This window comes from Parapedobacter sp., assembly GCF_053550995.1.
On sequence record NZ_JBMQOC010000011.1, the window covers coordinates 15,934 to 37,522 of the forward strand.

At 48.3% G+C, this 21,589-nt stretch carries 17 protein-coding genes; 6 read left to right on the forward strand and 11 right to left on the reverse strand.

The window, feature by feature from the left end; translation table 11 throughout:
• Positions 1-58: 58 nt before the first annotated feature.
• Complete coding sequence (gene mazG / locus ACO1NT_RS01185; protein WP_449046515.1) at positions 59-862, forward strand: nucleoside triphosphate pyrophosphohydrolase; 804 nt, start codon at positions 59-61, stop codon at positions 860-862.
• On the opposite strand, the gene ACO1NT_RS01190 is transcribed toward mazG, so the two are convergent.
• The gene (locus ACO1NT_RS01190; RefSeq protein ID WP_449046517.1) at positions 857-1,957 is read right to left on the reverse strand and encodes a fatty acid desaturase family protein; all 1,101 of its coding nucleotides are present in this window, start codon (positions 1,955-1,957) and stop codon (positions 857-859) included. The two genes, mazG and ACO1NT_RS01190, sit on opposite strands and share 6 nt — an antisense overlap.
• Before the next feature lie 161 nt (positions 1,958-2,118).
• On the opposite strand from ACO1NT_RS01190, the gene trpS reads away from it, so the two are divergent.
• A complete protein-coding gene (trpS, locus tag ACO1NT_RS01195) occupies positions 2,119-3,114 on the forward strand; it encodes a tryptophan--tRNA ligase (RefSeq protein WP_449046518.1) in 996 nt (331 codons plus the stop codon).
• 64 nt (positions 3,115-3,178) lie between these two features.
• Positions 3,179-3,793 carry a deoxynucleoside kinase gene (locus ACO1NT_RS01200; protein ID WP_449046519.1) on the forward strand — a complete coding sequence of 205 codons (615 nt, stop codon included), beginning with the start codon at positions 3,179-3,181 and terminating at the stop codon, positions 3,791-3,793.
• 251 nt (positions 3,794-4,044) lie between these two features.
• Here ACO1NT_RS01200 and ACO1NT_RS01205 read toward each other — a convergent pair whose 3' ends face one another.
• The 7 genes from ACO1NT_RS01205 to ACO1NT_RS01235 all read right to left on the reverse strand — a co-directional run bounded on the left by ACO1NT_RS01205 (position 4,045) and on the right by ACO1NT_RS01235 (position 11,597).
• On the reverse strand, positions 4,045-4,896 hold the full coding sequence (locus tag ACO1NT_RS01205) for a sugar phosphate isomerase/epimerase family protein (protein WP_449046521.1): 852 nt from the start codon (positions 4,894-4,896) through the stop codon (positions 4,045-4,047).
• 49 nt (positions 4,897-4,945) lie between these two features.
• Positions 4,946-5,842 (reverse strand): aldo/keto reductase, encoded by an 897-nt coding sequence (locus ACO1NT_RS01210; RefSeq protein WP_449046522.1) that lies wholly within the window; start codon positions 5,840-5,842, stop codon positions 4,946-4,948.
• Entirely contained in the window at positions 5,839-6,573 is a 735-nt protein-coding gene (locus ACO1NT_RS01215; protein ID WP_449046523.1) for an FKBP-type peptidyl-prolyl cis-trans isomerase, read from the reverse strand. Before ACO1NT_RS01215 ends, ACO1NT_RS01210 begins: the two co-directional genes overlap by 4 nt.
• A gap of 70 nt (positions 6,574-6,643) precedes the next feature.
• The gene (locus ACO1NT_RS01220) at positions 6,644-8,167 is read right to left on the reverse strand and encodes a hypothetical protein (RefSeq protein ID WP_449046524.1); all 1,524 of its coding nucleotides are present in this window, start codon (positions 8,165-8,167) and stop codon (positions 6,644-6,646) included.
• An 85-nt stretch (positions 8,168-8,252) separates the two neighbouring features.
• Positions 8,253-9,275 carry a LacI family DNA-binding transcriptional regulator gene (locus ACO1NT_RS01225; RefSeq protein WP_449046526.1) on the reverse strand — a complete coding sequence of 341 codons (1,023 nt, stop codon included), beginning with the start codon at positions 9,273-9,275 and terminating at the stop codon, positions 8,253-8,255.
• Between the two features lie 182 nt (positions 9,276-9,457).
• Positions 9,458-10,675, reverse strand: a complete 1,218-nt coding sequence (locus ACO1NT_RS01230; protein WP_449046527.1) for an MFS transporter — start codon at positions 10,673-10,675, stop codon at positions 9,458-9,460.
• Between the two features lie 103 nt (positions 10,676-10,778).
• Positions 10,779-11,597, reverse strand: a complete 819-nt coding sequence (locus tag ACO1NT_RS01235; protein WP_449046528.1) for a hypothetical protein — start codon at positions 11,595-11,597, stop codon at positions 10,779-10,781.
• Between the two features lie 385 nt (positions 11,598-11,982).
• Here ACO1NT_RS01235 and ACO1NT_RS01240 point away from each other — a divergent pair, with 385 nt between their 5' ends.
• Entirely contained in the window at positions 11,983-12,405 is a 423-nt protein-coding gene (locus ACO1NT_RS01240) for a hypothetical protein (protein WP_449046529.1), read from the forward strand.
• Between the two features lie 81 nt (positions 12,406-12,486).
• Here the strand turns inward: ACO1NT_RS01240 and ACO1NT_RS01245 are convergent, their stop codons facing one another.
• From ACO1NT_RS01245 to porD, 3 genes are read right to left on the reverse strand one after another with little or no spacing between them, the layout of a single operon-like run.
• On the reverse strand, positions 12,487-13,305 hold the full coding sequence (locus ACO1NT_RS01245) for an enoyl-ACP reductase FabI (RefSeq protein WP_449046530.1): 819 nt from the start codon (positions 13,303-13,305) through the stop codon (positions 12,487-12,489).
• 52 nt (positions 13,306-13,357) lie between these two features.
• Positions 13,358-15,019, reverse strand: a complete 1,662-nt coding sequence (gene recN / locus ACO1NT_RS01250; protein ID WP_449046531.1) for a DNA repair protein RecN — start codon at positions 15,017-15,019, stop codon at positions 13,358-13,360.
• A 9-nt stretch (positions 15,020-15,028) separates the two neighbouring features.
• Positions 15,029-15,952 (reverse strand): type IX secretion system protein PorD, encoded by a 924-nt coding sequence (gene porD, locus ACO1NT_RS01255; RefSeq protein WP_449046532.1) that lies wholly within the window; start codon positions 15,950-15,952, stop codon positions 15,029-15,031.
• Positions 15,953-16,098: 146 nt separating this feature from the next.
• On the opposite strand from porD, the gene ACO1NT_RS01260 reads away from it, so the two are divergent.
• Both ACO1NT_RS01260 and ACO1NT_RS01265 read left to right on the forward strand, forming a co-directional pair.
• Positions 16,099-21,369, forward strand: coding sequence for a translocation/assembly module TamB domain-containing protein (locus tag ACO1NT_RS01260; RefSeq protein ID WP_449046534.1), 5,271 nt, complete (start codon positions 16,099-16,101; stop codon positions 21,367-21,369).
• Positions 21,359-21,589, forward strand: a 231-nt coding sequence (locus ACO1NT_RS01265) for a hypothetical protein (RefSeq protein WP_449046535.1), incomplete at its 3' end; no start/stop codon positions are given. The genes ACO1NT_RS01260 and ACO1NT_RS01265, both read left to right, overlap by 11 nt.

The following is a 21,589-nucleotide window of genomic DNA, read 5'->3' on the forward strand; positions in this document are numbered from 1 at the left end:
AGCTGCATCCGTCAAGGTTGCTTGGCCGCCATTTTTTGGCTAAGTTTGTCAAAAAAAGATGCCCCACACCCCCCCGCCACCCCAAACAACGCCACCGAAAGCGTTTGAACGCCTGTTAACGGTATTACACACACTGCGTGCGGAATGCCCATGGGATAGGAAACAGACCATGGAAACACTCCGCCACCTGAGCATTGAAGAAATGTATGAACTGGGTGATGCGATACTGGACAACGACCTCGACGAGGTGAAGAAAGAACTTGGGGACTTGATGATGCACTTGGTATTCTACGCGCGGATTGCGGAAGAACAACGTGCCTTTGATGTGGTCGATGTGCTTAACGGTGTGTGCGAAAAACTGATTTCACGCCACCCCCATATCTACGGCGACATCGAGGTGGATAGCGAAGAAGACGTCAAGCGGAATTGGGAGCAGCTTAAGCTCAAAGAAGGCAACAAGTCGGTACTTGCTGGTGTGCCACATTCGTTACCTGCCCTGGTAAAGGCTTATCGCATACAGGATAAAGTACGGGGTGTGGGATTCGATTGGAAGGAAAAACACCAGGTATGGCAAAAAGTGGAGGAAGAACTGCAAGAGTTCAAACAGGAATTTGATGTGGCAGCCGATGAAGCCATCGATCATGAAAAAGCAGAAGCCGAATTCGGCGATCTTCTTTTTTCATTGGTCAACTATGCACGCTTTATCGGCATCAACCCTGAAAATGCACTTGAGCGAACCAACAAGAAGTTCATCAAACGGTTCAATCACCTAGAGGCGAGGGCAAAGGAAACCGGTAAGCAGCTGAGAGAAATGACACTTGCCGAAATGGACGTATTCTGGGAAGAAGCCAAAGGGCTATAATTCGCCGTGTTGGAATATATTCTCACCCGCACCCTGCTTTTTCAACAATACAAAATGCGACTTCACGGCCTTGATGGCTGGGTAACAGGTATACGGTAAGTTATACTCCTTTGCATACCGTTTGATAATGGGCGTGATATGCGGGTAATAAGTATGGGCTACGTGGGGAAACAAATGATGCGCCACGTGGTGCGTGAAACCGCCAAAGAGGAAATTGGCTATGGGGCTATCGGCGCTGAAGTCTTTGGTCACCATCATCTGGTGCTCCGCCCACGTCACATCCATCTTCCCATCGGCAGGCGGTAACGGAAAGATGGCCGTTTCATCCACATGGGTCGAAATCAACGCGATAACACCCAACATACTTCCGCATACGTGCATGCATAACCACCCCAGAACAACGATGTACCACGGTTGGTTGAGCACCATGATCGGAATACCGATGAGATAAAAGAGATTGAATGCTTTAGCCGCAAATAACCGATAATACTCCATGCGCGGAATTTTCAGGATACGTTTCACGTAGTTGTCTTTCGTGCCGAAAAAATCCTTGAAGTCCCGGATGAACAGCCAATTGAGCGTATATAATGGATATAGCAAAAACATATAAATATGCTGGTAGCGGTGCTGGCTTAGGTATTCGCTATCCGGAAATATCCGCACCAGATCACTCTGCTTGATGTCGGTATCCCAATGTTGTATATTTGGATAGGGATGGTGCAATGCGTTATGCCGTTTGGCCCACAGCCAGCTATTGCTTCCGAAAAGCTCCAATATATACATAAACCGCTGGTTGTGCTTCCGCTTCTTGAACACCGACCCGTGTGCTGCGTCGTGGAAGGCGTTGATGAACAGCATGATCATCGAGAAACCCAGAAAAACATAGCACAGGAACAATAACGGTGTGGAATTGCCAAACAGTAGTATACCGGCATAAAGACCCAAATAGAGGAATAGTAGGAAATAGGTTTTCACCACATTCCGCCGTTGGATACGTTGGTTACCCAGCACATTTTGCTGCACTTCTTTCTGCAATTTTTTGAAGAAATCATCGGGTCCAGGTTTTTTATATGTAGGTTTCACCAATGTCTCCATGCTTAACTCGAATTAGTAGTTAGACTCCACAAAGGTAGCGATAATCGCCTTAAACCGCCACTAAAACCGCCGAAATGATTTATCACATTGACATTGCAATGACCAATAGCGGCCAACCCTGCATCCAAATTTGCCAATAAATCCGTACTTTCGCACGCAATATGGAAAAAGTAGTGAGCGGCATCCGCAGCACCGGAAAATTACACTTAGGAAATTATTATGGGGCAGTAACTAATTTCGTACAGATGCAGCATGAGCATAGCTGCTATTTTTTTATCGCTGACCTCCATTCGTTGACAACCCACCCCACACCAGCCGACCTGCATACCCATGTACGTCAAGTGGCGATCGAATACCTTGCCGCTGGCATTGATCCCGAGGTAGCAACCATCTATGTTCAGTCGGACGTACCCGAAGTGACGGAACTCTACCTCTACCTCAATATGAACAGCTATCTGGGCGAATTGGAACGGGCTACGTCTTTCAAAGACAAAGTCCGGGCAAATCCGGACAACGTGAATGCGGGTCTACTTACCTACCCCGTACTGATGGCGGCGGACATCCTATTGCACCGCGCTACCAAGGTGCCCGTAGGGAAAGATCAAGAGCAACACCTGGAAATGGCGCGCACTTTCGCAAACCGTTTTAACCGGTTGTATAAAACCGACTATTTCACCGAACCACATGCGTTTTCCTTTCATAGTCAGCTTGTCAAAATACCGGGACTGGATGGCAAAGGCAAAATGGGGAAATCAGAGGGTGAGGCAAACGCGGTGTACCTCTCAGATACACCGGAAGTGATCCGTAAAAAGGTGATGCGCGCCGTAACTGATGGCGGACCTACCGAACCTAACCAGCAAAAGCCAGATGTAATCCAGAACTTATTTGCGCTATTGGAAGCAGTCTCCACACCCGATACGGTAAAACATTTCGATGAGTTGTACAATACATGCCAGATTCGCTACGGCGATCTCAAAAAGCAATTGGCTGAAGATATGATTGCAGCTACTGCACCGGTTCGCTCGCGCATTGCTGAAATTTCAAATGATAACGACTATATTAGCAAAACGATTCGGCGGGGGAATGAAAAAGCACGCGAAAGCGCACGGAAAACACTAACGGAGGTACGCGAAATTATCGGTTTCAGGAAATTTTAGTATTAGACGCTAGGCGCTAGACATTAGACAACGGACTTACGACTAATGACTTACAACTCAAGACATGCATATAGCCATTGTAGGAAATATCGGCGCGGGTAAGACAACGCTTACCAAACTACTCGCCAACCATCTCAATTGGGCTCCCCAATTTGAGGCCGTGGATGACAATCCCTACCTCGAGGATTTTTATAGCGACATGAAACGTTGGGCGTTTAACCTGCAGATTTTTTTCCTTAATAGCCGCTTCCGCCACATTGTGAAATTGCAGCAGCAAGAAACGCATATCATCCAGGACCGCACCATTTACGAAGACGCCTACATCTTTGCAGAGAACCTATACGATATGGGGCTGATGAGTGCGCGCGATTTTGAAAATTACAGCAATATCTTCGAAAGCATCGTATCTTACATCAAACCACCTGATTTGCTGATTTACCTCAGGGCTTCCGTACCTACCTTGGTTGAAAACATCCAAACAAGGGGCCGCGAATATGAAGCAAACATCCGGTTGGATTACCTGTCCAAACTCAATGCAAAATACGAGAAGTGGATTAAGAACTATAAGGAAGGGAAGCTGCTTATTCTCGACAAGGATAAACTCGACTTTGCAAACAACCCAGAAGACCTGGGATTCGTACTCCAAAAAATAGAAACTGAATTATTCGGTTTATTTTGATGAAAACCTGCCATGTCAGCGTCTGGCACAACAGGCGATGAAACCTGCGGCAGCGCAAGCTTCATTGCCGTTGAAATCAAATGGTGCCAATGAAAATGCAGGTTCCACGAAACCTTTCAAAAAAAACTGCGAAGCATTCATGAATACCATTGAGAACATGCAGTTAAATGAATAATTATTTTCGAATAAAAACGTGCGGCCGGGACAAGATGTCACCGGCCAGCAAGTCATCCATATAGATGGTCAAGCCATCAGCGGCTTGTGAGTATATCCCTGAAATTGGCAACGCTTTGTTTCACGTCTCCAGCGTTGTTCTCCCAATTATGTTCATATTCGGCAGAAATATTGCCTTTGAACCCCTGGCGCTTTAACTCGGCAATAACACCTTCCACGTTGCATACACCGGTGCCCCAGTGCACATCGTGTGCTTCTGGCGATTTCTCCGATAGATCTTTGAAGTGCAAACTGACCAAATATCCGTCATACTTCTTAAGGCTTTCCACCGGATCCAATCCAGACCGTACCCAATGGCCGATATCGGCACAGGCACCCACGTATTTACTATTAGCGGCAGCAATGGCATCCAACACTACTTCAGGGTTCCAATAGTGTGAAGGTTCTGGATGGTTGTGGATACCCACTTTAATCTTATACTGGTCTGCCAGTCGGCCGATCATCGGCATGGACTTCGCGTTGGGCTCGGTATTGATTACCTTAACACCCATTGCCTTGGCAAACTCGAATATTTGGGTCCACTCTTCTTCGTTGTTGCCATTGACCACCCCAAAAGCGCAGATCTTCACCCCTTTCTTCCTGAGCGCCTTCAAAATAGCTTTACGTTTAGTCGCATCCATCTTATAATCCATTACCCCTTCCATACCGCCTCCCAATTTCTGCCCGGGATAAGCCTCTACCGAATTGAGTCCGGCGCCAAGCGTCTTATCGACGGCTTCAAAAAACGTAAACCTGTTGAAGGTGTAGGTTTGGGCAGATAATTGCCATCCTAACTTTCGCTCCGGTTGTTGTTGCGCACTTACCAGGGTGGTACCAAAGCCCAGGGCCACCAAACCTAGGAGAATTACTCGTCTTAACTGCTTACTCATGTTGTCTAGTTAAATTTATTAATGGTAAAAATCTAAATCGCCAATCTCCTCACCGATGTGCCTCATAATGGAAAGACCGGACCGACTGCCGAAGAAATGCCCGCCGGCCTGCTGGTAACGGTTCTACATCCCGCAACGTATCAATAGCCTCATCCAGTTGAGCGGTCGTTCGTACCCCCAAGGCTACCGTGGCAACAGCTGGATGTCCCCACACATAGGCAAGCGCCACCGCCAGCGGTGTACGCTCCAATTCAACGGCTACCTTGGCAACGGCCTTCGCCGCACGGGCTACCTCGCCATCGGTATATTGCAAGTAGCTATCGGCCTCTTTACCGATCAGCAACCCTTGGGCAACCGCCCCTCGGCAAATCACACCGACATCATGCGCTCGGAGTAAGTCGAGCATAGCCTCTTCTGGCCGATGATCAAACAGACTGTATTGAGTCATCACGCTAACGATGTCGGAACGCTCGATATATTCAAGGATCACGTTCGGCCGGATGGATGAGATGCCGTACCAACGGATTTTCCCTTGTTCTTTAATCCGATCAAACGCTTCGATAATTTCATCGATTGGATCATCGATGGTTCCACCATGCAACTGATACAAGTCGATATAGTCGGTTTTTAACCGTTTCAAACTTTGATCGACGTGCTTTAGAATATATGCTTTACTCGGATTCCAATCCCACCCACTCCCGTCAGGCCGCCATTGGTTACCTACTTTCGTGGCAATAATGATATCCTTTCGGATAGGTTTGAGGGCCTCGCCCACATACAACTCGTTAAGACCTTTATTATAGAGGTCTGCCGTATCGAAATAATTGATACCAGCGTCAGCCGCTTTGCGCAGAAGGTCCGTATAGACGGTTACGTTCTCGCCCAACGACATGCAGCCAAAACTTACCGGGCTTACCCACAGATCCGATTTGCCCAGCCGTTTCATTTCGCTTGGTCCATTTCGACCACCACGGGTGTAGGGATAGCCTGCTGCACCGACACCAGTTCCACCTCAAAAACCAATGTACTATAGGGTGGGATGTCCTGCCCTGCACCTCGCTCACCGTAGCCCAGCTCATAGGGTATATAGAGCCGGTAATGTGCCCCCGCTGGCATCAGTTGCAATCCCTCTTGCCATCCGGCAATTACGCGTTCCAACGGGAATGTAGCCGGCTGGCCCCGGTCGTAAGAGCTATCGAAGACGTCGCCGTTGGTGAGCTGCCCTTTGTAATGTACCGTAACGGTATCGCTAAGGGTCGGTCGTATACCCGTCCCTTCTCGGATTACCTCATACTGGAGACCTGAGGCTGTTGTTGTTATCCCCGAACGTGCTTTGTTTTTTTCCATAAAGGCGTGGGCTTCATTACGCTTCTGGCTGTCCATTTTCTCCCGGGCGGCAGTAATCGCCTGCATAATCAATTCCCGTTCCTGCACTTCGTCCAATGGACTTTTTTTCCCGGCGAACACATCACTAATGGCTTGGGCGAGGGCTTCTGCATTGATGGTTTCAATACCGGTGCGCTTCAGGTCGCGCGCCACTGAAGCCCCGAAGGCATATGCAACGGAGTCGGACCGGTTGGTCAGCGCTGGTACGCTTCCATCTGCACCCTGTTGAGCATATACCCATCCGCCGGATACCAACAGTGCACTTAATATGCCTAAACTTAAAAACTTCATGTTGAAACTGCTAAATATGTAGAATAGCGCACCAAACTTAGATAAAGTCAGACACATATGCAAGTGTGGTTTACTGCTGGCGACACATCACTACCGAATGGGGAGCGATAGCGATGTTCAGCTCCCCCGCTTTTGCCCGAGCATCTCCAACAGGCATCAGCATGCGATCATCGTCGGGAAGTGTCTGCTCTTCATAGCGATAAATGGCAAAATCCCCCTCCACCTGCGGATTGGCAACAGCAAGTGTTTTCGTGGAATCGGTTGCATTGGCGAACAAATAAGTCCATTTCCCATGGGTATCGCAAAACGCCGATCCGACGGCAAAATCATCTTGTAGATCGATGGGATGGATGGAAGACCCCGGCTTCACAAAACGGCTGAGCAATGCGTAGGCATGATACTGCGGCCGCACCTCATAATCTTCCTTAATGCGGCCATAGGTAGTGTCTGCTTTGTATGCTTCCTTCACGTACTTCCAGAGACCCAGTTGCTGCATCTGCTGGTAGTCGGCGTCGCGCCCATAATATTGGTCGATGAGACTCCAATAACTGACCCCCGCTGCGCCGGCATTCAGGAAATTGAGTGCAAGGCGTATCATCAGCACCCCACGCTCATACCGATCGATGTCACGTTGGCGGGTAGCACCCACCGTCTGGTTAGAACCAAATTCTCCGACAAGGTGGGGTTTCCCTGCCCGTGCGGCAATTTCCACGTTATTCCGTTCCCAGCGGGCTATGGTATCATTAGGCGTATCATAACCAAATATATACGTATGGGAATTGAACAGGTCTGCCTCCTCTTTGAGATGGGCTGCGCAGTCTTCCAAGTAAAATGTCCGGGTATCCGTATTGTCAGATAGGTTGAACTTTACCAAATCACGTATACCTTCCTTTTTGAAACGAGCATCCAGTACTTTGGCCATTTTGATGTATTCGGTTGATGATAGCAACGGGCCACCATCGGGCTCGTTCATCGGTGTGATTTCCTTCACGCAGGTATAGCCGCGGTCTTGGATGAGGTGCTTAATCAGTGTAGCGAAGTTCTCTGCCCATTCATCGTAGTCCGTTGGGCCCGTAATCCAAACACCTTCCTGGCTTGGATCGGCCATGAAGCTGGTCCTCACATGCGCGTACCCCGGGTCCAGCAGCGACACGCCTACCGGGCATCCCCACACTACCATACAGACTTCCATATCTTGCTCCTGGGCTAATTCGAGTACCTTATATAGCGATTGCATTTCAGGCGAATCGAAGGTAAATTGGCTCCGGTCGGTTTGATGGGGATCGTTATTGTCATTTACAGGCTCGTACCATTGGGGTAGTGCCATTACGCGGAATTTTTGCAGCTCCATAGCCTTCACCCGGCGCACTACGTGCTGCCAGTCTTCCGGCTTCGCGCCATCGTCACGTGTTAGGTTCTGGGCAAAAAAGTGCGGGTCTAATTCGACGCCCACGGCTGCTAGTTTAACGGCGGTAGCTTCACCTACGGCGACGTTAACATACGAGTCTCGTTGTTGACATGAGGTAAGCACAAGAGCGATAAACAGTCCAATCGCCTTTGGCAACCTACCATATGGTTTGTTTTTTCCTTCCATGTTGATATTCGTTTGAGATGTCTGCGTTTAAGCGGGCCTTCATACGCTTCAGTGGCTTGAAATGACCATTCATACGGGTGCCCGGTTAACTTCTAAATTCAAGGGCGCACGACAGCGTCACCCGCTGGGGTATATACGGCCTTCTTTTCGTTATAGCCCCTGCCCTTGCATATTTCATTTGATCGATCAGGGAACTGACCGCCGTTTTGCCAATTTCATCCACCGGCATACGTGCCACATTCATCTTTGGCGCCAATACGCTAAATATAGGCGCTTCGTGGATACAAGCCATTTCAAAATCCGGCTTTATTCCCTTTTCATGGAAGTACCGGAACGCCTCCAGTGCAAGGATGTGGGTAGTGAAAAAAATTCCATCCACATCGGGAACCTCTGTAAACACCTTATCCAACACCCGATGAATATTTTTTTCATCCACTGCAAAGTCAACTTCGCCATAAAGCCGCAGGTCTATTGGAAGACCCGATTCGCGCAATGCATCCTCAACCCCCTCCCGGCGTTGACCCATTGTCATCAAATATGCGTTGGTCGTCAATAACGCTATTTTCCTACATCCCTTGCCTATGAGGTGCTTGGTCAACATATAGCAGCTATCGCGGTTGTTGATGATAATATAATTTGCGTCAAGTTCGGGGAAATAGCGGTCTATGGTAATCAATGGATATCCCTCAGCGATCAGACGCTGTACTTCCATCCGCGATCGTTTCGTGGGCACCAGAATAATCCCGTCTACCCGTTTCGCCTTGAATAACCGGACAATCTCATCTTCCCGGTCGATGTCGGACTCTGAACTGCCTATCATCAACGAATATCCTTTACGGCGTGCGTTCGACTCGATTTCACGGGCTACATGAGAGTAGAACGTGTCAGCGATGGATGGAAGTATCAACCCAATGGTTTTGGTTTCGCCCGTAAGGAGGCTCCGCGCAACCATATTGGGCTGGTAATGCAGCAAAGCAGCGTATTCCAATACTTTCTCGGCGGTGGCCCGACTGATATTCTTCTGTTCGGCCTGCCCAGTGAGCACCCACGATACGGTGGTCTTCGAAAGGCCCAAATGCTCAGCAATGTTTTTAAGTGAAGGTTTCAAACGATTTAGTTACGCAATATAGGTTACAACTGGATTTGCTTAACCGCTTAAGCAACCCTGCAATATTAATGCTTTTTTCCTGGATTGCAAACTTTTCCGTTCTTTCCCCAGCCACGCAAGCGGCACCTTAAAGCCGTTTTATCGGTCGGTGTAAGTTACCTTGTCCGCCCTAGGCATTTCATTCAGCTAACAGGGACTTTTTTCAAATTCGGCAGAAACGCGGCCACGATACCAATAAGTGGTAAGAATGCACAAATATGGTATACATAGTCTATTCCCTGGCTATCAGCCAACTTACCCAATACCGCCGAACCGATGCCTCCCATACCGAATGCGAAACCGAAAAACAACCCCGATACCATTCCGACATTGCCCGGCAATAGCTCCTGGGCATATACGAGGATGGCAGCGAATGCCGAGGCAATAATGACGCCGATTACAAAAGAAAGGATAATCGTCCAAAAGAGGTTCGCGTATGGCAACGCCAATGTAAACGGGGAAGCCCCTAAGATCGATAACCAAATCACGTATTTACGACCAATCCGGTCGCCCACAGGTCCGCCGATCATTGTACCAGCAGCAACGGCAAAAAGGAATACAAATAGGTAAACCTGAGATTGTTGTACGGTAACATCGAACTTATGCATCAAGTAGAACGTGTAATAACTGGTGAGGCTAGCGAAATAAAAATACTTGGAAAAGATCAAGATCAATAGTACCGCTATGGAACCGATTACGGTTTTACGGGGGAGCGGAGGCTGCACTACCTCCTTGACTTTATTCTTTCGAAGAATGTAATTACGGATGGACTTGGGCTTATACCACTTACCGATACGGTAAAGGATAATGATCGCCGTAAGTGCAGCGATGGAAAACCAGATGACATGGAATTGCCCAAAAGGCGCTATGAGCATGGCGGCTAACAGGGGACCAATTGCGCTCCCCGCATTGCCCCCCACTTGAAAAAGCGATTGGGCAAAACCTCGCCGACCGCCAGACGCCGCGTACGCCATCCGGGATGCTTCCGGATGGAATACGGATGACCCCGCCCCCACGAAGGCTACAGAAATCAATATCCATTGGTAACTGGGCGCCAAAGCCATCATCACCAATCCGGTGAGACTAAAGCCCATACCCACCGGTAAGGCATATGGATATGGTTTTGTGTCTGTAATTATACCAACCAAAGGTTGCAAAAGCGACGAAGAAAGCTGAAACACTAACGTAATTACCCCAATTTGCGAAAAACTTAACTGAAAGGAATCTTTAACGATGGGATAAATCGCCGGAATAAGCGACTGTATGGTATCATTGAGCAGATGTGAAAAACTCAATGCGAAAAGGACTGGATAAATAGTGGCAGATATGTGCTTATTAACGGTGGATTCCTTGTTGCCCATGTACACAAAATGAATTTCGCACAAAGCTAAACAAAAAACCGGGGCGCAAGGAATCCGCCCCGGTCATTCGTTAGATCGATAAACAGGCTTTGATGCCTCCCCTTTATAAAGTCAAGCTCAATTTGATTTGAAAAACATTGTTTTTGAACTTCTCTTTCCCCGACTGTACGTCACCCCCGCCTTCGCTTGTTTCGTATTCATATTTGAAAGAACCCGGAGAATAGTCTATTGACAGTCCAATAACACTGTAGCGAACAGTCGCCCCGAAATTTGGCTTGAATCCAAACTTACCTAGTTTCCCGAAGGCTTTGAGTCCATCCACTTCATCACTGTCTTCCTCTTCGGGCATGAACGTGAAGTACTTTTCATCATCTTCACTGTATGCATAATAATCCAATCCGTTTACAAAATAGGTTGCCGCCAATTGGGCACGGACATCGAGCACCAATTTATCGATGAAATTGATGGAAATCACCGGGCCAATTTTAGAAGACACAGATGCAGCGAAATAATCCATCTCTTCGACCTCATACCCGGCGGCCCGATCCCTTTCAATGATGCTACTCCAGTCTAGTTGGTTGTAGGTAAGCGAGAGCTGCGTCCAATCCAGTCCAACCTTGGTATCGAACAATGGCAACAGGCTGTTTTGATTAAAATAATAGTTGCGGCCGAACTCAAACACATAGCCGCGCTTCGCGCCGTTGCGGCCCTCCATGAGGTTCCCCAACATCGTGGCATCGTTGGCCATCCCACCGTCGTCGACGGTAAAATTGGACAGGTCGTCGTTCAATTCTTGTCCGAAGTTGCTGAAGCCGAGTCGCAGATAGCCTCGGCTAAGCCTGGAATCGTCCCGCGTAATCTGACCATAAGACCAAGTAGCGGTGAGGAAAAACACGGTTAATACTAGTAGTTGTTTTTTCATTTGTATAATTTGTTTTTTAGTGGCAATGGAGCCCGCATGAATTATTCATGTTATTTTGTAAATGGAAATGCATGCAGGTTTCATGATCGGATTTAAACGTTATTTGATTCAGTAACTGAACGGGGTTGGTTGGTGGATGTTTTATCGTCAATTGGAGCGCGATTCGTAATCTTCCTCCTTATCAAAAGCGTTAAATGGTAAAATTTCTACAAACGTAATCAAAGGGAACCCTCCAAAAAATACCCACTACTGGGTATTTTAGTCGTAACTATTTCGGTGCTTTTTATTCTTGGAGCAATTATTGCATTAAACTTTTGGTCATCAATCGACGTCTATAGATAAAAGGAGTAGTGAACAAAATAATCCACCCAAAGAACTAATTAATATGAAAAAGTATTTAACTTTAGTCGTAGGATTAATAACGATCATCGGCATCTCATCCTGTACGAAAGAATATTACGACACCGTCCCCAGTCAAACGTTCATCTATCAAATTGACCAAAATAGTTGGGAGTGGGAAAACGACGTAAGTTATCAGGTGTTTCACACCAAAACGCTGCCCGAATTAACCGATTACTACCTGCTGGAGGGCGGAGTGAGTGTTGCCATTAGTTTCGATGGGGAAAATTCCTACGATATCCTCCCCACTACCTTCAATGGTATCGCTTATTCTGTAAATTATGAGGTCGGCGCCGTCACCATCTTTGCCGAAGACCCATTGGCCGACGCAGGTATAGAAATTCCACTACCCGACGCGGCTGTGGTTAAAGTGATACTTTCCGAATCTGATTTTATAAGGGAGTTTTAAGCTATGTCCCATATAAACAGCATACGATAAAAAAAAGCGGCCTTATGCCGCTTTTTTTATGATATCAATTCGCGTGTCCGCCTACTCCGCTCCCATTCCTTCGATTACCGCTTGGCTTACGCCAGTAAACGAAAATCCACCATCATGGAAAAGATTCTGCATGGTTACCATCTTGGTTAAATCTGAGAATAATGTAACGGTATAATCCGCACACTGGTCGGCGGTAGCGTTACCCAAGGGTGACATCCTATCGGCATAGGAAATAAAATCACCAAAGCCCTTCACGCCAGAGCCTGCTGTGGTCTGGGTAGGTGACTGGCTAATGGTATTTACCCGCACGTGTTTCTTCACACCGTATTGATAACCGAAATTACGGGTGATGCTTTCCAACAAAGCCTTCGCATCGGCCATATCGTTGTAATCGGGAAACACCCGCTGGGCAGCGATGTAGGTAAGCGCAACGACGGAACCCCAATCGTTGATGGCATCCTTTTTCATGGCAGTAGCCAGCACTCGGTGTAGGCTGATGGCGGAAATATCAAAAGCCTTATGCATGAAATCGTAATTATTTTCGGTATATGGGATGCCCTTACGTACATTGATGCTCATACCCACCGAATGCAGGATGAAGTCCACCCCCCCGCCGAAATGTGCTAATGTCTGGTCAAACAGGTTTTCAATATCCTCGTTGCTCGTCACGTCAGCAGGGATAACGGGTGCGTTGTTACACTCCTCGGCCAACTGCTTGATGGTACCCATGCGCAAAGCCACTGGGGCATTGGTAAGTACAATTTCTGCACCTTCCTGCACACACCGTTGCGCCGTTTTCCAAGCGATGGATTTATCGTCCAAAGCACCGAAAATAATTCCTTTCTTTCCTTTCAATAGGTTATGCGACATAGTTCGTTATTTTTAGTCAATAAAATACAGCGGGTAAAAGTAATGCTTTTTTTTATCTTCCCAGCAACTCAGCAGCATGCTGTAGGGCGGTTTCACCTGGGTTCGTGCCGCTAAGCATCTGTGCCAACTCCAATATTCTATCGTTTGGCTGCAATTGTATGATATGGGTTGCCGTCTTGTCAGCCGATTCGGCCTTGTACACTTTGAAATGGGCATTCCCTTTTGCGGCAATCTGGGGTAAATGCGTAATGGCGAGCACTTGCATCCGTGTCGCCAAATGCTCCATAATATCGGCCACCTTTAGTGCTATCTCACCCGATATTCCGGTATCGATTTCATCAAAGATAATGGTTGGTAATGACGACGTTTTGGCAATCAATGATTTGATGGCTAGCATCAACCGGGACAACTCGCCACCAGACGCGACTTTACTGAGGGGTTGGGGCTCTTGCCCCCGATTTGCGGTAAACCGAAAATCCACCCGGTCTTGCCCAGACTCCCTGATCTCTGCCTCACTCGATGGGGAGATGCCAATATCCAATCGGCTATGGGGCATACCTACTTCACCCAAAATGTGGCTTATTTCTTCTTCGACCATGGTAACCACCGACTGGCGACTTTCGCTTAAAGCACTGGCCAGCTCCAGTAGGTCGGTGCGCAACCGCTTTACTTCCGCTTCCAACTGTTCAATCGCCGCTTCATCGGCCGATAGACCCGCTAATTGCTCGCCTAACTCCTCGCGCAGGGCAATCAGCGCATCTACATCTTCCAAACGATGCTTCTGCTGCAGCGCGTAAAGTTGACTAAGGCGCTCGTTGACATCCATCAGACGTTTTTCATCCAACGAGACACCCTGTTCGATTCGGTCCACTTCATCGGCAAGGTCTTTCACCTCAATGAAACTGCTCTGTAACCGTTCCGTTTGTGGCGCAAGCGCAGGCATGTGCCGTTCAGCTTGTTGCAGTTGCTGAAGGGCAGCCCTAAGTAGCACTACGGCATTCACTTCCCCTTCCCGCAAGGCATCCACCATGCCAAGAAGGCTGCGCTTGATCTCTTCGGCATGTTCCAGCTGCTGCTGTTCCGATTCCAACCGTACGGCCTCACCGGCCTCCAGTCTGGCGGCATCCAGCTCATCATACAGAAATTGATGGTAATCGGCCTCTGCATTGGCCTTGGCCGCTTTATCTTTCAAATCGGCAAGTTCGGCTGCTGCCGACCGATGTGCACGGTATACCGAGGCATACTGCTCACGTAATGGCTGGTTTTGCGCCACGCTATCTAAAACGGTTAGCTGAAACGACTCCGTGTTGAGTTGTAGCGTAGCATGTTGTGAATGTATATCGATTAGCTTTTCGGTCAATGCTTTTAATAGCTGCAGGGTCACAGGCGTATCATTAACAAACGCCCGCGATTTGCCATCCAAGCTAATTTCCCTACGTATAATCGTTTCGTCTTCATAATCCAGATCATGCTCAGAAAAAAAATCAGTCAATCGATAACCCGACACATCGAAATACCCTTCGATGATACATTTTTTTCGCTGGCTGAAAAAGTGGCGGCTTTCCACGCGTTGGCCCAAGATCAGTGACAGCCCCCCCATGATAATGGATTTACCGGCACCAGTCTCACCGGTCAGGATGTTCAAACCCCGATCGAAATGGATATCGAGCGAATCGATCAACGCATAATTTCGGATAGATAGGCGATTCAGCATATAACCTCCCTAACGGCTGTTACGTAATGTTTCGTATTTATTGACATTGGCAGGGTCTACTTCGGCCAAGATGTTGTATGCCTGCACCCGTTCCTGAGGGCCCATCCCACTGAATATACCAATCAGTTCATCAGACTTCGCGGTAAAAAACACCTGGTTGAATACCGCTCCTTGGGCCAACCGATCCACATCCTTCAATAGCGGCAACAAGTCCAGAATCGTTTTGCGGGCCTGTTGTGCATTGTCCGACATGGTGTCCAATCCCTCGAGATAAAAACTGTACAGGAAATCACGTAATGGCTGATATCGGCGATCCAACAGATTATTGACCAACCAGAAGCGATTATTCATCCCTTCCATCGATCGCCAACCCGTGAAGCCGGTATTTTGGGCATTATTCACAATGTTTTGCGCTGCGGTATAAAAAGGGGTCCCGCCATGCTGCTCAAAGGTATCTGCATCCAGCCCGACAATGATATAGGCATAATACGCCAGCAACGATGTCAAATTATTCATATATTGCTGATCGGAATAGTCCATCAATTGCCCCTCTGTATAACTGAAATTAAAATTATCGTCGGAAATACTGAGCACCGGGCTGTTATAAGATGTATTGAAAACCGGACGGGTTGAAATGATTTGGGCCTGTGCCGTGAAATTTGACGAACCATCCCACGAATTAATGGTAATCACAAAGCTGCAGTCTATGCGTTCTTGCGGCTGCAACTGATTGGCGCTCCACGTTCGGTTATTTAGAAAGTCGGAAATTGCCTTTTCCAACACCTCTAATGCACGTTTATTGGTGTTCTGCACCTGGGGTGATAAGATTTGTACGCGGGCGTTCAAATCTTGCGCCAGCCCTATTCGGATGGAACACGTTAAAAAAAGAACAACGGCTAACGGCTTTACCAGCAAACGCATCGTTTGAATCATGCCCAAATTTACGTGAAGTTTTTTTATATGCAAGTGGTTTGATTTTTGCTTTTTCTCATTCTGAAAAGTTTTGAGCATCTTCGCTAAACCTTTGGCAGGTATGTCTGTTTATCGTACAAGGGGCGGCTAAAATTTACATATAGACTTTGAATAGGTTTGGCAGAATAGCAGTAAAGACACTCTTGTGGGTTATCGGGAGTGTCATCGGGTTGATTTTGCTTGTACTCGTTCTGATACGTATCCCAGCTGTGCAACAGTATGTGGTTCAGAAAGTCACCTCTTATATTGAAAATAAAATCAAGACCCCGGTGCGTATTGCCCGCGTAAGTCTCGACTTGCCGAAAATGCTGGTACTCGAAGGCGTATACTTCGAGGACGAATCGCGGGACACCCTTGTTGCCGGTGAAAAACTACGGGTGGATATCAGCATGCTGAAATTGCTGAACAACACCGTCGAAATAAGCAGGATTGATTTGCAGGGCATTACCGCCAAAATAAATCGGAATTTGCCCGATAGTGCATTTAATTTCGATTACATCATCCGCGCTTTCGTGGGTGAACAGGAAGAGGCAGACCCGTCTGACAGCACTGCACCGATGAAATTCAACATCGACAAGGTTAACCTCGAACGCATCCGTTTCCTATATCGCGATGATGTTATGGGTTTGGCGGCAGAAATCAACTTAAGAAAGCTCAATACACGTATCGGGAAATTTGATTTAGCAGGCAATATGCATTTTGGCATTCCCCAGATCACCATCGATGGGCTGCAGGGGTCTGTACGGCAATGGGCAGTTGCGAGCGCCAACGAAGCACCCGATGCGGAAGACTTCGGCGTGGTGGATACGGCCGAAACCTCACTGCTACCTAATTTGGAGTTCGGAACCATCAACCTTGCAGCAATCGACTTCGCCTATACCGATGAGGCCGGTGCAATAGATAGCCGGTTCAAAATAAACAAACTGCTTGCCCGGTTGAATGCTTTAGATCTGAATAAGGAATGGGTCGATATCCGCGAAATCGACCTTGATGGGTCGGATTCACGTATCTTTTTCGGCCAAACCGCGGTGTCCGCCGACACCACTACCGACACGGCAGTGAGTGAACCGGTTAATTGGAGGGTACGGGCGACAACCATACGCATCGCCAATACGGGCTTCGCTTTCCGCGATGCAAACCAGCCGCGCATAGAAAAAGGATTCGATTATGGCAATATCGGGATAACCGACCTAGGCGGTAAGTTGACCAATCTTTATTACTCGCCGGACACCATCAGTGGCAGGGTGGATGACTTAGAAGCGCGGGACCGAAGTGGTTTTACGCTAAACCGTTTGCAGGCGGAATTCAGCTATACGGGCCAAGGGGCCGAACTAAGCGACCTATATGCCGAGACGCCGCATACGCTCATCCGCGACTACATCAAGGTATCCTATCCCAGTTTGGAAACAGCAATCGAACAATTAGGCACGATCCAGTTAGCTGCCGACATCAAAGAAAGCCACCTCGGTATGGAAGATGTACTGTACTTCGTGCCTGACCTGGATACCACGGAGGTGATGAAGCCCCTTTGGGCCCATACGTTTTTCATAAACAGCGAAATCAACGGCCGCTTAAGTGACCTGCGAATCCCCCGCCTCGAATTGCAGGCGCTTGACAAAACCCGCCTGCTAGCAGACGTGCATATCCGTGGACTGCCGGATATGGACCAATTGGACATGGACCTCAACCTGCAAGAATTGGTTACCGGAAAAGCAGATCTCGACAGGTTAGTGGCCGCGAGTCTATTGCCCGACAGCATCAATTTCCCTGCAGACATCAGGTTGGCAGGCACTTTCAATGGCGGGCTCAACGGGTTTCTGACGGACATGCAATTACAAACAAGCATGGGAAACGCTAAATTGGCGGCAGATTACCAAATAAACGGACGGGACACTGTATATGACGCTACGCTGAGCATCAGCGATATCGATATCGGACAATTACTAAAGATGGATTCCGTATTGGGCAAGGTATCGTTCGCAGTACATGGCGAGGGTACCGGACTAGACCCAGCTACCGCCAGGGCCGATATCCGGGGTGAATTGGTCAGCCTTGAAGCCATGGGCTACGAATATACCGGTATTGGAATCGATATCGCGGCAAATAATGGCGATATTAAGGCCGCCGCAGCAAGTGACGACCCTAATATCGACTTCGATCTGGCCGCCCATGCTAATATGCGGGGCCCATACCCAAAGGTGAATGTCGATCTGATGATTGATAGTGTAAACCTGAAGAATCTCGGACTATTGGCCGATGAATTTCGCTACCACGGTCGGCTGGTCGCCGACCTGGAAACGGCAGACATAGACCATTTGAACGGTACGGTGGATATTGTCAACTCATCTATTGCCTATAATGAAGAACGCTACATGTTGGATACGGTCAGGCTTCGGGCTGTTGCGCAAGATAGTTCAACCCTGATGCAGCTGCAGTCGGAATTTCTTAATGCCCACATGATAGGCAATTATAAACTCAGTGAACTTAGCGCATCCATGCAAGATATCATGGCCATGTACTACCAACCGGACTCCGTAGCGCCGGTGTTCGACTATTCACCGCAGCAATTCGACTTCAGCGCGCAGTTCACAAGATCACGCTTCATCCAGGGTCTGGTTCCAGATCTTACCGAAATGCAAGACATTACACTTGATGGCTCGTTCAACAGTGAAGACAAGCTATTGCTTGCTAAAGCCGTTGCTCCCCGAGTGGTTTATGCCGGCACCGTCATCGACAATGTCGGCTTCGACCTCAACACCTTAGATAGTACCATGTACTACTCCGTGCTTATCAACCGCATTGGCTTGGGCAATATCGAACTGGTCAATACGCTTCTCAGCGGCACCGTACAACAGAATAAACTGGATTTCGGACTATGGATTAAAGATCAGGACGACAAAGAGCGTTATCACCTCGGGATGGGCCTACAGGTCGATGCGGGCAACTTCCTATTCAGTCTGCTGGATGACGGGCTGATGCTCAATTACGACCAATGGGAGGTCCACCCTGAAAACGCCATTTCCTTTGGCAAAGACGGGCTTCGTACGCACCAGTTCGTACTGAGCAACGACGGGCAGGAAATGGCCATCACCTCGCAAGATTCGTCATTGAACGCGCCAATTGATTTGGTTTTCAAAAACTTCCGTATAGAAACCTTCAGTGAGATACTAGAAAGTGAATTATTTGATATGGGGGGCGGTATTAATGGCACCGCCACGGTATCGCGGCTTGAAACGTCTCCTGTATTCGTTTCAGACATCACCGTCGACCGTTTTTACTTCGGCAATGACACGGTTGGCGACATCAATATAAAAGTCAACAACGAACGTGAGAATATATTCGCTGCCGATGTCAGCATTACCGGCAATGGCAATGACGTTAAACTCACCGGCGACTTCATCAGTCAGCCGGGGCAAACTGCCCAATTGGATTTCCAACTGAATGTTACGCCACTAACCATGCATACCTTGGAGGCATTCAGTTTGGGATACCTCCGGAACACATCAGGTAACATCAACGGCGACCTTCGCATTACCGGCACACCGGACCAACCACGAGTCAATGGCGCACTCAATTTCGACGAAGCCAATCTGAATGTGGCCATGCTCAACGCAACGTTCGTCGTTGATGGCCAACGAATCAACTTCAACGACAACGGATTGCGCTTTAATCGCTTCCAACTGAAAGACAGCAAAGGAAATACCGCCGTGTTGAATGGCACGGTGAATACCAAAACTTATACCGACTATACATTCGGTTTAACCCTTACCGCCGATGATTTCCAGGTTTTGAATTCATCCCAACAGGATAATGACATGTACTTTGGCCAGCTTTATGTCTCCAGTAATATCCGCATCCAGGGCGATATGGATAACCCAACGGTTAGCGGAACGCTGCAAGTGAATGACAACACGGATGTCACCTTCGTCTTACCCAATGATGACCCGGGTATGGTCGATCGCCAAGGAATTGTCAGGTTCGTAGACCGAAGTGACACCTCCGACACCAATGTGTTTGCGCGGGTCGACTCCCTTACCCAAACCGAATTGAGCGGCTTGAACCTATCCGTAAACATCGTTACAGATAAAGATGCCAAATTCACTATCGTTATTGACCCTGGAAGTCAGGATGCGTTGGCCATACAGGGTGAAGCGGAGCTAAATGCAGGTATCGACCCAAGTGGTGAAATCACGTTGAACGGTAACTACACCGTGGAGACAGGTAATTATTCTTTCTCATTCGGTCCCGTCAAGCGCCTGTTCCAGTTCAAGCAAGGCAGTACCATCTCTTGGGCCGGTGACCCGTTGGATGCCCGCATGGATATTACGGCCGTATATAATATCAAGGCGCCCACGTTAGAGTTGGTACAAACTCAAATCGGGTCTGAGCAGCCAAACCTTTATAAACAACGCGTACCTTTTAATGTGAATCTGCACATCAGCGAACAGCTTTTCCAACCCCAGCTGAGTTTCGACATTGATCTCGACGAAGACAACGCCATGGTTTCGCAAGATGTCGCAGGCAAGGTTAATACCGGTCTGGCTCAATTACGGGAAAACGAGTCGGAAATGAACAAACAGGTATTCTCGCTAATTGTGTTGGGCCGTTTTATGGCTGCTAATCCTTTCGAAAGCCTTTCCGGTGGTGGTGGTGCAGAGGCTATCGCCCGCAATACCGTAAGTTCGTTCCTGAGCGGCCAGCTCAACCGCTTGGCGGGCAATCTCATCCAAGGACTCGAGTTTGACTTCAATCTGCAATCGCAGGAGGATTACAGTATGGGCACGGGGCAAAACCGTACTGATTTGAATGTGGGTGTTTCGAAAATGCTATTCAATGACCGCATGAAGGTTACCGTAGGCTCCAACTTCGAACTGGAAGGCAACGCCCGCCCTGGAGAGCAAACAACGAATATTGCCGGCGATATTGCGGTCGATTACCAACTTACCGAGGACGGCCGATACCTGGTGCGGGCCTACCGTAAAAATCAATACCAGATAACCCTGCAAGGCCAGTTTGTTGAAACCGGCCTTGGTTTCATCGTTAACCTCAACTATAACGAGTTCAAGGAAATCTTCAACCGCCAAAACCAACAGGCAAACGAGTTTAACACCGAAAGCAGGCAGTTTCGCCGGCGGTGGGATGTAGAACGGATGGAGACAGACTCTGTTTACCGCGATAGCGTACGGAAGGCCATCATCGACAGTCTGCAACGGTATGATCCCGAGTTCTTAGAACGGATGCGAGAACGGCGGCGGGAACGGGAACAGGAAGACACACCACCTTCCGAACAGGATACCACACGGAAGCAAACCGCCATCCGGATAAATGAACAGGAAGAAAACTATGCCGCTAACGAAAGGGGGGCAGATGGACAATAAATGCCTTTGGGCGACCTGCATAGTGGCCATTTGGGGATGTGTGACAAGCTGCAGCAACCTCAAATACCTTCCAGAGGGTGAGCAACTCTACGTGAAGGGTGAGGTAAACATTGAAACGGACACGATACCCGAACGGTATATCGAGCCATTGTCAAACAACCTCGAGGAATTACTGCGCCCCGAACCCAACACAACGATTCTAGGCATGCGTCCGCAACTA

Bases quoted from the DNA above. Each gene is read 5' to 3' on its own strand.
- ACO1NT_RS01215 (WP_449046523.1), bottom strand. From the start codon at position 6,573: ATGAAGTTTTTAAGTTTAGGCATATTAAGTGCACTGTTGGTATCCGGC.
- ACO1NT_RS01190 (WP_449046517.1), bottom strand. From the start codon at position 1,957: ATGGAGACATTGGTGAAACCTACATATAAAAAACCTGGACCCGATGAT.
- ACO1NT_RS01200 (WP_449046519.1), top strand. From the start codon at position 3,179: ATGCATATAGCCATTGTAGGAAATATCGGCGCGGGTAAGACAACGCTT.
- ACO1NT_RS01230 (WP_449046527.1), bottom strand. From the start codon at position 10,675: ATGGGCAACAAGGAATCCACCGTTAATAAGCACATATCTGCCACTATT.
- porD (WP_449046532.1), bottom strand. From the start codon at position 15,952: ATGATTCAAACGATGCGTTTGCTGGTAAAGCCGTTAGCCGTTGTTCTT.
- ACO1NT_RS01220 (WP_449046524.1), bottom strand. From the start codon at position 8,167: ATGGAAGGAAAAAACAAACCATATGGTAGGTTGCCAAAGGCGATTGGA.
- ACO1NT_RS01240 (WP_449046529.1), top strand. From the start codon at position 11,983: ATGAAAAAGTATTTAACTTTAGTCGTAGGATTAATAACGATCATCGGC.
- recN (WP_449046531.1), bottom strand. From the start codon at position 15,019: ATGCTGAATCGCCTATCTATCCGAAATTATGCGTTGATCGATTCGCTC.
- ACO1NT_RS01245 (WP_449046530.1), bottom strand. From the start codon at position 13,305: ATGTCGCATAACCTATTGAAAGGAAAGAAAGGAATTATTTTCGGTGCT.
- mazG (WP_449046515.1), top strand. From the start codon at position 59: ATGCCCCACACCCCCCCGCCACCCCAAACAACGCCACCGAAAGCGTTT.
- ACO1NT_RS01235 (WP_449046528.1), bottom strand. From the start codon at position 11,597: ATGAAAAAACAACTACTAGTATTAACCGTGTTTTTCCTCACCGCTACT.
- ACO1NT_RS01205 (WP_449046521.1), bottom strand. From the start codon at position 4,896: ATGAGTAAGCAGTTAAGACGAGTAATTCTCCTAGGTTTGGTGGCCCTG.
- ACO1NT_RS01210 (WP_449046522.1), bottom strand. From the start codon at position 5,842: ATGAAACGGCTGGGCAAATCGGATCTGTGGGTAAGCCCGGTAAGTTTT.
- trpS (WP_449046518.1), top strand. From the start codon at position 2,119: ATGGAAAAAGTAGTGAGCGGCATCCGCAGCACCGGAAAATTACACTTA.